Origin of the sequence: Acinetobacter sp. V2, from assembly GCF_001188385.1 — a bacterium.
Lineage (GTDB): Bacteria > Pseudomonadota > Gammaproteobacteria > Pseudomonadales > Moraxellaceae > Acinetobacter > Acinetobacter oleivorans.
In genome coordinates, this window is record NZ_JZFB01000008.1 from 60114 (window position 1) to 70665 (window position 10552).

Sequence of the window (10552 nt, forward strand, 5' to 3'; positions counted from 1 at the left end):
GATGAGTGGTGTTTAGTCGCTAAAACGTCAATTGAAAGCATTAATAAACGTGTACCTGTCATTATTGGGATTTCAGAACTCACGACGGATCAAGCCATCAAAAAAGCGCAGATCGCTCAAAGCTATGGTGCAGATGCACTTATGGTGATTCCTGTATCTTATTGGAAGCTAACAGATCAAGAGATTTTTGAATATTATCAAGCGATTGCACAAGCAACGACTTTACCAATTATGGTGTATAACAATCCTGCAACGAGCGGTGTTGATATGTCTCCAGAATTAATCGTGCGCATGTTTAACAACATTGCAAATATTACGATGGTAAAAGAAAGCAGCGGTGACATTCAACGTATGCATAAAATTCAAGAACTCTCAAAAGGAGAACTTCCGTTTTATAACGGATGTAACCCTCTAGCTTTAGAAGCTTTATGTGCGGGCGCAAGCGGTTGGTGTACAGCGGCACTAAATCTGTTAGGTCAACAACCTCAACAACTTATCGAACATGTAAAAAATGGTGAATTAGAACAGGCCCAAAAATCATTTTATCAGCAACTTCCTCTACTACGCTTTATCGTAACTGGTGGTTTACCTAAAACGATTAAAGCAGGTTTACAGCTAAAAGGTATTGCTGCGGGTTCACCACGTAAGCCACTATTCAAAGCCACAGATATTGAGCTTAACCAGTTAAAACAGCTACTTTCTGAAATAGAAAACTAATAAAAAAGCGGGTCAATAAACCCGCTTTTTATAACTCAAAACTTAGAATGTTTTAGTTAAACTAAACACTAAACCTGTGTCATAAGGTTTTTTCTGAGCATCGGTCATGCCAGAAGTACTAATATCTGTACCAACTACATCTAGCTCAGCAACAATACCCAAAATGTTATAGTTTACGCCGACTTTATAATCGATATAGCTATCATCTTCACCTGGTCCACCTGCAACTACAAGTAAAGAGTCTTTATTTTTGAGCTTGTTATAACCAACTGAGGCAAGGCCTGTAAATCCTGTATCTGCAATTGGTGCTGAATAGCCGACGTTGAAGTACCAGAACTCATCAGAGTGGCCCCAATAATCATCTGAGTAGCTTACGCCCACACTAAGTGCATCACCTTTAAATAAAGAATCAGCAAAAGTTAATTTTCCGTAAAATTCGTTAAAGTCAAAACCAGTATCCCCATTGTATGGGTTAGTAAATTTTGAGTCAGAACCAATATAGCCGTAATGAATTACACCCACGTCATAGGTTGGTGCCAGCTTATCTGACAGTTTTAAGGTGTTGGTATAACCTAATGAGATATCAGTTTCAGTTGAAACACCTGGCGTATTAAAGTCAACGCTTGAACCCCAAAGCGCAACATAAGCACCCGACTTATGAGAAAAAGTAAAACCACCTTGAATGGCTGGATTATTTGATGATTGGGTAACTCCGCGGAAGCGGTAGTCTGTGGTTGCTGCGACGCTCCCTGTTGCGGTGATACCATAAAAAGATGGTGCATCTTCAGCCATAGCCATGGTTGAACCTGCTGCAAAGATACCAAGACCTAAGGCCTTAAGTGCAAATTTCATCATTCTGATCTCCCCCATAATGAATGCACGATTTATGTATATAAAACACATTGTGTTACTTAAGCTTTAGCAATTGCTGTGCCAATTCCATATTTGCTATCAACGCACTTCATTAATTTTGAGATAAAACTTGTTTTACAATGAAACCTCTGCTTGTTTCTTATAAATATATATCTATAAAAAACAATAAAATAAAATAAAACTCTTGTGCACTTAGAAATAATAAACATATGAAAACCCCTTATCGGAAACTAGTAACCGAGATGGGAAGTATTCATTTACTCAATGTAAATTTTCTATTTAACCTTGATTAGGAAATATAAAAATTACGTAAATTTCTTAAAGCTAGGCTTTTAATGATCTGTAAATGGGCATTTCATTTAATTAGATTTCTTTATTTTTTCTATTTTTAAACTTATGAACTATTTTGGGTCTTTTTTAGTCAGCAATATGAACAAAAAGAGTAATGCACAAACTTTACGCAGAATATCGCACTAAATTTGACCAGCTAAATTAAATTCTATTGCTCTTTTAGAGTGATCTATTTTTGCACATCACTCTTTGAAATAATGTTATAAAGTAACAATTTAAAAAATATTTAAAATAATTTGTCGAAAAAATCAACTCAAGAGAAGATCAAAAAGTAAACATATCCACCAAAAAAGATCAAAAAACAAACAGAAGAATCAACTATTTTTTGAGCTTGGAATATAAAATAAATGGTAAAAATACACTAAGAAATAAATTACTTTTTTTATTTTAAACAATACATTAAGTATAAAAGGTTAATAGTAAATTTAGTCAACAAGCAGTAGCACATTAATCAATTTCTGCATAGCATATATAAAATAAAATCAACAAAAATATATCTTTTTTATAGATTACTTATACAATTGATTCAAATCCTAGGCCCTGAACAATAACAAGGCACAGGATTTATCGTTTTTATGAGGTTCTTTAAATATGCTAAATGCACAAAAACTTACATTAGCAGTTCTCATTTCTGCGGCAATAATTTCCTCAGCTCAGGCAAGCGAGCAAAGTGAGGCAAAAGGATTTGTTGAAGATGCGAACGGTTCTATTCTCTTCCGTACAGGTTACATCAGCCGTGATAAAAAACAGGGCGCAAAAGATACTAGCTCATTTGCTCAATCAGCAATTGTAAGTATCGATTCAGGCTTTACCCCTGGTATTGTTGGCTTCGGTGTTGGCGTTGTTGGCGATGGTTCATTTAAGATCGGTGAAAATAAAAATGCCGGAAACCAAATGATTCCTAAGCATAATGACGGTTCGGCTTACGATCACTGGGCTCGTGGTGGCGGTAGCGTTAAAGCACGTTTCTCGAATACAACAGTACGTTACGGTACTCAAGTACTCGATTTACCTGTTCTTGCAAGTAATACTGGACGTATGGTTCCTGAATACTTTACAGGTACTTTATTAACTAGCCATGAAATCAAGAACCTTGAATTGGTTGCTGGTAAATTTACTAAAGACCAAATGTCTGATCAAATTAATACCGATGCTGATGCTTCTGGCAGAGGTCTTGATCGTGCCATTGTTTGGGGTGCGAAATACAAGTTTGATGATAATTTAAATGCATCTTATTATGGCTTAGACAGCAAAAATGCTCTTGAACGCCATTATGTAAATGTAAACTTTAAACAGCCTTTGGCTAATGACAGTTCATTAACTTACGATTTTAGTGGTTATCACACTAAATTCGATGCAAGTGCACATACTTACTCAGCAACTGGGGCTGTAGCACCAAATTATGGTAATGATGGTATCGCAGGCGAAGAAAAAACAAATAATATTTGGGCGATTTCAGGAACTTATGCAACTGGCCCACATAGTGTGATGTTAGCATACCAACAAAACAGTGGTAATGTTGGTTATGACTATGGTCAAAATGCTGATGGTTTCCAAAGTATCTATTTACCGAACTCTTACATGTCTGACTTCATCGGTAACGATGAAAAATCTGCACAAATTCAGTACAACGTTGATTTCGGTAAGTTAGGCGTATTGCCAGGTCTAAACTGGACAACTGCATTTGTATATGGTTGGGACATCAAAGTTAGAAATGTAACTGACAGTGCTCAAGAACGTGAGTTCTTTAACCAAGTGAAATATACAGTTCAAAGCGGTTTTGCTAAAGATGCAAGCCTTCGTATTCGTAACTCGTACTATCGTGCAAGTGACTCATACCAAGGTGCTTACATTGGTGACACTAATGAATGGCGTCTATTCCTTGATATTCCTGTGAAATTATTCTAATTCACAAATCTATCAAGCATAAAAAAACCTACATCTGGCAACAGATGTAGGTTTTTTATTAAGCTCAGAATATCAATTGAGGCATTCTGAGCCTTATCAATTAAAGCTTATTTAGCAGCTTCAATTGCTTTTAATACTTCAGCTTTAGCAACGTCAGCACCTTCCCAACCACTGATTTTTACCCACTTACCTGGTTCTAAATCTTTATAGTGACTGAAGAAATGCTCAATTTGGCTAATCAATAACGGAGGAAGATCTGTATATTCCTTAACGTCTTTATACAATGGCGACAATTTTTCATGTGGAACAGCGATTAATTTCGCATCGATACCACCATCATCTTCCATTTTTAATTTGCCCACTGGACGGCAACGAATGACTGAACCAGCAGCAACAGGATGTGGAGTTACAACAAGTACGTCTAACGGGTCACCATCTTCAGACAAAGTATTTGGAACATAACCATAGTTCGCTGGATAGAACATTGCTGTACCCATGAAACGGTCTACAAACAATGCATCAGAATCTTTATCGATTTCATATTTAATTGGTGCTGCATTTGCAGGAATTTCAATGATGACATAGATGTCATTTGGGGCATCTTTACCTGCTGGGATATTGCTGTAACTCATATCAATACTCTTTCGTTATGAAGTCAGATGTAAAATCCACTTGATTATAGCGTGGATATCATCAAAATGATGCCGATTATACAATGCGCACACGCGAAAGTTGATATGAATGATGACAGAATGACACTCAAGTCAGTTTAATCGTGACCACTAATAAGAAGATTGGGCACAATATAGATAAGAACCAGACAATCGAACGTAAAGTTGCCCAGTTACTTAAATAACAGATCCCATAAATAACTCTTAAAATAATATATGCCCAACCTAATCTCAGAATAAAATATTCTGGAACGACCATATATTCAGCCATTAAAATAGCCGTTAAGAATAAAGGTAAGCTTTCAAAACTATTTTGTTGTACGGCATTTGCACGAGCAGCCAAACCAGTTGTTTTGGCAAAAAAAGCTCTTGGGTTTTGATTATCAACAGGCTGAAAACCACCTGTAAACTTTGCAATTACGGTAAATGCGTATGGCAGCAAACATGCCACTAAAATAATATAGATAATGCCGCTGATGCCCTGCATAGTGCCATCCATCACTGAAAATACTGTTGATCATGCTATCATAACATTGCGTTTTTACCTGAAATTTTATGCAATCACTTGTCATCACTGATTAATAGGGCCATGTATGCAACAACCTGATCAAAAAGAATTGTTTGAAGTCTTGGATAAGCAAAAACAGAATCAACTTCAGATAGATCGCATATTAAAGATCGTACTCCCTATTATGGCTTTTTTACTTAGTGTGATTTGTGCAAATTTGAATTGGCAGTCGACACTTGGCACCTTTGTTATTTTAACAATTACCTTTATTGCAGTCGGTATTAAACGACTTACTTTGTGGCACTGGCTCATTGTGATTACGATATATTGCTTAGCAGATAATTATTTAAGTTACGGTCAGCTTGATTTAACTCACCTACGCCTGCAACTCGGCACAATGCTTGTTTTTGTTGGGATGGTCGGAATTGGACGTCCTTATATAGACCGCTGGTTTATAAAAAGCCATAAAAACTAAAATTAAAAAAAGCGCCCTAAGGCGCTTTTTTTATTAACTGATTAAGCTGGTTTACGTAAATCTTTACGTAAAATTTTGCCTACATTTGATTTTGGTAATTCATCCATAAACTCAACATAACGAGGGCGTTTATAGCCTGTTAAGTTTTCTTTAGCGAAGCTCAAAACTTCTTCAGTCGTTAAACTTTGATCTTTTTTCACAATAAAGAGTTTTGGCACTTCACCTGATTTTTCATCTGGAACACCAATGGCTGCAACTTCCAATACTTTTGGATGTTTAGCAATAACTTCTTCGATTTCACTTGGGTAAACGTTAAAGCCAGAAACCAAAATCATATCCTTTTTACGGTCTACAATTTTTGTATATCCACGGCTATCCATCACACCGATGTCACCCGTACGGAAGAAACCGTCTGCTGTCATGACTTTAGCTGTCTCATCAGGACGATTCCAGTAGCCCTTCATCACTTGAGGACCGCGAATCGAGATTTCGCCTTGCTCACCTAAAGCAACTTCTTTACCGTCATCATCTAAAATAGCAACTTCAGTTAAAGGTAACGGAATACCAATAGTGCCACTAAATTCAGTAGAAGCAGGTGGATTTGCGGTTGCTACTGGTGAAGTTTCTGACAAGCCATAACCTTCAATAATGGTTGTACCCGTAATTTTCTTCCAAGCTTCTGCTGTAGAAGGTAAAACAGCCATACCACCGCCCATCGCCATTTTTAAATTGCTATGGTCAAGTTGTTTGAATTCTTCATTGTTCACTAAAGCATTAAACAATGTGTTTACCGCTGGGAAGAATGATGGTTGATATTTACGTAATTCGTTAATAACAGCTGGTAAATCACGAGGGTTCGGAATCAAGATATTTGCTTGACCTTTATACATACCGTACATCGCGCAAACCATGAACGCAAAAATATGATAAAGCGGTAAAGCACAAACAATACGGTCGCCTTTAGCACCATCGTTTGCTCCAAATTTACTTTGGAAAATACCATCACACTGAAGTAAGTTTGCTACAAGATTACGATGAGTAAGCTCTGCACCTTTTGAAACACCTGTTGTACCACCAGTGTATTGAAGTACAGCAGTATCACTTAAAGTTAAAGTCGGACGCTTATAATTACTCGCATTTTCTTTATTTAATGCTGAGTTAAATTTAACGTGTCCTGGAATATTCCAAGCTGGAATTTGTTTACGTACTTTACGTAATACAAAATTCACCAGAGTACCTTTGAGTGTACCGAGCATATCTCCGACTGATGCAACTACAACATGCTTCACTGGAGTTTTACCCAAAATGCTTTGGTAAACACTGGCAAAGTTTTCGATAATTACAAGTACTTCTGCACCTGAGTCATTTAATTGATGCTCAAGTTCACGCGCAGTATAAAGTGGGTTAACGTTTACTAACACTAAACCTGCACGTAACACAGCTAATGCAACTACAGGATACTGCAATACATTCGGCATCATCACTGCCACACGAGTTCCTTTTGCTAACCCCAAATTTTGCAAATAGGTCGCGAACTTACGGCTTGCAAGCTCTAACTCATTAAATGACATCGCTTTATCCATAAAGATAAAGGCATCGCGAGAACCAAATTTTTGGAAATTACTCTCAAAAATATCAACAAGTGAAGTATTTTCCGCAGGCAATGCTACTGTTTCTGGAATCCCTGTTTTTTGGTATTCTGCAAACCAAATTTTTTCCATAATGCCATTATCTCCGATTCGTAATCCTTAGTAATAACTGTTATTCAATGCCCCAGCTATTCTTTAGCTTCTTGGTGCCAGAACATATTTAAAACTTATTGGCACATTCATGACACTTCGAACAAGATTATGAGACAGAAGTTTTGACAATTTAACCCTGCCAAATTTTTTGCATGGAGTACAAATTACGTACTCCAAATTGCTGTCCTATTAATCATTATTCAATACCAACAAGTTCAGTTCATTGCTTGAACATGTTGCCATATATAGCGTATTTATGTTGCCAGACGCTAGCTTTATCTCTGAATCAACAGTTTATTTGCTTTTTGATATCCACGTGGTAAGAGCTGACCTTTTGAAGCTCGTTTACCCATATATTTTTGTAGATCATCACCTTTTAATTTTAGATGTTGCTGACCTGCAACCACCTGAATTATTTCATCTAAGTTCAGGGTTGTCATGGATAAAATTTGCTCTTTCGCATCAAGTTGTATCAACTTATTACCTTTACCCTTATTTAGATTTGGTAGTTCTGCCAAATCAATAATCAAGAGTCGACCTGCTGAGCTGAGCACCGCTAAGTGCGTCATATTCTGAGCAGATATTAATGGTAAAGCTTTTGATTTTTCAGGAACAGACAAGAATGTCTTACCTGCCTTGGCATTGGTATCTAACTGTTTGGTTTGAGTTTTAAACCCATAACCAGAGGTACTCGCAGCGATAAGTTCTGACTCTTCGTCTTCTAGATAAACCTGAATAAACGAAACACCACTTGCAGGAGCAAGTTTAGAACTTAAAGGTTCGCCCAAACCTCTTGCTGATGGCAAACTACTAATAGGCAAGGCATAACTACGCCCTGTCTCATCAAGGAAATAGATTCGTTGATTGGTTTTACCCACAGCGTGACTTAAATATTGGTCGCCCGCACGATAGTTTAAATTCTCTGCATCAACATCCGCACCTTTTGCAGCACGAATCCATCCCGCTTCAGATAAAACCACCGTTACCGCTTCAGCTGGCATTAAATCCTGTTCTTTAATCTGAACAGCTTCAGCACGCACCACGATTGGAGAACGGCGTTCGTCACCAAACTTTTTCGCGTCTTCTTTTAATTCACCAATAATCAGATTCTTTAAAGATTCCGGATTTTCTAATTGCTCACGAATAATGGCAGCTTTTGCAGCAAGCTCATCTTGTTCATGACGGATTTCCATCTCTTCAAGTTTTGCTAAATGACGCAACTTGAGTTCTAAAATTGCTTCTGCCTGTATCTCATCAATATTGAAATGTTCCATCAAGACAGGTTTAGGCTGATCTTCTTCACGAATAATACGAATGACGGTATCAATATCAAGATAAGCAATTAAAAGACCTGCCAAAATATGCAGACGTTTTTCAATTCGGTTTAAATGATATTCTAAACGGCGAGTTACCGTTTTTTTACGGATCTCAATCCATTCAAGCAAGATACGACGAATCGATTTAACTTGAGGACGACCATCCTCACCAATCATGTTTAAATTAACACGGTAGCTCGACTCTAAATCGGTGGTTGCAAATAAGTGGCTCATTACCGCTTCTGCATCAATACGGTTAGAGCGAAGTACAATCACTAATCGTGTTGGGTTTGCATGATCCGACTCGTCACGAATATCAACGACTAATGGCAGCTTTTTGGCCTGCATTTGGTCGGCAATTTGAGTAATCACCTTAGAGCCCGATACTTGATAAGGCAGCTCAGTAATCACGATTTCATTTTTTTCAATGGTATAAACCGCTCGCATGCGGTAACTGCCACGACCAGTGGTCTGGATTTTAAGTAATTCTTCTGGCGGAGTAATAATTTCAGCTTTTGTTGGTAAATCTGGCCCTGGAATATATTCAGCCAATTTTTCATCTGAAGTTTGTGGGTTACGAATTAAGGCAATCGTGCCTTTAATCACTTCACGTAAATTATGCGGCGGAATATCGGTCGCCATACCAACGGCAATACCGGTTGTGCCGTTGAGTAGAATATTAGGAATACGCGCTGGCAACGTAATAGGTTCTTTTAATGAACCATCAAAGTTATCTTGCCAATCAGTTGTGCCCTGACCTAACTCATTTAACAACAACTCACTGTAAGCAGAAAGCTTTGCTTCGGTATAACGCATCGCAGCAAATGACTTAGGATCATCTGGTGCCCCCCAGTTACCCTGTCCTTCAATTAAAGGATAGCGATAACTAAATGGCTGAGCCATCAATACCATCGCTTCATAACATGCCGAGTCACCATGAGGATGGTATTTACCGAGCACATCACCTACTGTACGCGCTGATTTTTTTGGCTTGCCGCTATTTTTTAAGCCTAGCTCGCTCATGGCATAGACAATACGGCGCTGTACAGGCTTTAAGCCATCACTGATATGCGGCAATGCACGGTCCATAATGACGTACATGGCATAATTTAAGTAAGCCTGTTCAGTAAATTCGGCTACAGAGCGGTTTTCTGTCGCTTGATGCGCAAGGCTGGTCATAGTCAGCTTATCTTCCAAATCAGTCGTTATTTTAAATGAGTCTTATGCTAAGTGGGCTATGTTACAGACACAAGAGGGAGTCTGTCACCTGAGCGTCAAATTATGTCTCATCTCTCTATATTTTTAGTTACTTGCTATAAAGTTAGGCAAAACTACAAGCCTATCGACTCTAGTCTTTTCCCTTGGGTTTCTTCACCTAATATTAAAATTACAGCCGCGACCAAAAGTAAAACAACAGTAAACATCATAAAAACATGGCTAAACCCATGCTTTGCAACCATCATATGGGTAACAACAATTGGCGCCAAAATTCCACCTAAACGCCCCATTGCCGATGCCCAGCCCGAACCAAAAGCCCGAATATTGGCTGGATATTGTTCTGGCGTATAGGTGTATAACACGCCCCATGCCCCTAAATTAAAGAAAGACATGAGACAGCCCCAAAACATAATGCTATTTACGCTGTCGGCTTGTCCAAAGAAATATGCCGACAGTGCACAAAACCCGATAAATGAAGCGAGAGTAATTTTTCTACCCAATCGCTCAACAAACCATGCCGCTGCCAAGTAACCAGGTAGTTGTGCCAAAATCATCAGCAAAACATATTCAAAAGATTTAACAATGTCATAGCCCTGTTTCACCAATAAACTTGGCAACCACGTAAAGATACCGTAGTAGGAATATACGATTCCAAACCAGATGAGCCAAAGCATTAAACTACGGCGTGCAAAAGGGCCACTCCAAAGTTGTTTAAAAGAGACCTTTTGTTGTATGGCGACAGGCACAACTTCAATGTGATGAACGATTTGGAC

The 10552-nt window shown here is 38.1% G+C and carries 9 protein-coding genes; 3 read left to right on the forward strand and 6 right to left on the reverse strand.

Annotation, left to right across the window (positions count from 1 at the left end; all coding sequences use genetic code 11):
* A partial coding sequence (locus tag UC75_RS17270) for a dihydrodipicolinate synthase family protein (protein WP_228137472.1) occupies positions 1-717 on the forward strand: 717 nt, incomplete at its 5' end.
* A gap of 42 nt (positions 718-759) precedes the next feature.
* Here UC75_RS17270 and UC75_RS17275 read toward each other — a convergent pair.
* Positions 760-1572: a TorF family putative porin gene (locus UC75_RS17275; protein WP_049838290.1), complete on the reverse strand. Its 813-nt coding sequence runs from the start codon at positions 1570-1572 to the stop codon at positions 760-762.
* 960 nt (positions 1573-2532) lie between these two features.
* On the opposite strand from UC75_RS17275, the gene UC75_RS17280 reads away from it, so the two are divergent.
* Positions 2533-3849 carry an OprD family outer membrane porin gene (locus tag UC75_RS17280; RefSeq protein ID WP_049838291.1) on the forward strand — a complete coding sequence of 439 codons (1317 nt, stop codon included), beginning with the start codon at positions 2533-2535 and terminating at the stop codon, positions 3847-3849.
* Between the two features lie 107 nt (positions 3850-3956).
* Here the strand turns inward: UC75_RS17280 and ppa are convergent, their stop codons facing one another.
* A complete protein-coding gene (gene ppa, locus UC75_RS17285; protein ID WP_004795210.1) occupies positions 3957-4481 on the reverse strand; it encodes an inorganic diphosphatase in 525 nt (174 codons plus the stop codon).
* Between the two features lie 127 nt (positions 4482-4608).
* Positions 4609-5007 (reverse strand): MAPEG family protein, encoded by a 399-nt coding sequence (locus UC75_RS17290; RefSeq protein ID WP_009392286.1) that lies wholly within the window; start codon positions 5005-5007, stop codon positions 4609-4611.
* A 106-nt stretch (positions 5008-5113) separates the two neighbouring features.
* Between UC75_RS17290 and UC75_RS17295 the strand changes: the two genes are divergently transcribed.
* Positions 5114-5503 carry a hypothetical protein gene (locus tag UC75_RS17295; RefSeq protein ID WP_005301519.1) on the forward strand — a complete coding sequence of 130 codons (390 nt, stop codon included), beginning with the start codon at positions 5114-5116 and terminating at the stop codon, positions 5501-5503.
* 41 nt (positions 5504-5544) lie between these two features.
* Here UC75_RS17295 and UC75_RS17300 read toward each other — a convergent pair whose 3' ends face one another.
* From UC75_RS17300 to UC75_RS22280, 3 genes are all read right to left on the reverse strand, one after another.
* Positions 5545-7224 carry a long-chain-fatty-acid--CoA ligase gene (locus UC75_RS17300; protein WP_004795215.1) on the reverse strand — a complete coding sequence of 560 codons (1680 nt, stop codon included), beginning with the start codon at positions 7222-7224 and terminating at the stop codon, positions 5545-5547.
* Positions 7225-7520: 296 nt separating this feature from the next.
* Positions 7521-9740: a DNA topoisomerase IV subunit A gene (gene parC, locus UC75_RS17305; protein WP_013199151.1), complete on the reverse strand. Its 2220-nt coding sequence runs from the start codon at positions 9738-9740 to the stop codon at positions 7521-7523.
* Positions 9741-9892: 152 nt separating this feature from the next.
* A partial coding sequence (locus tag UC75_RS22280; protein ID WP_228137473.1) for an MFS transporter occupies positions 9893-10552 on the reverse strand: 660 nt, incomplete at its 5' end.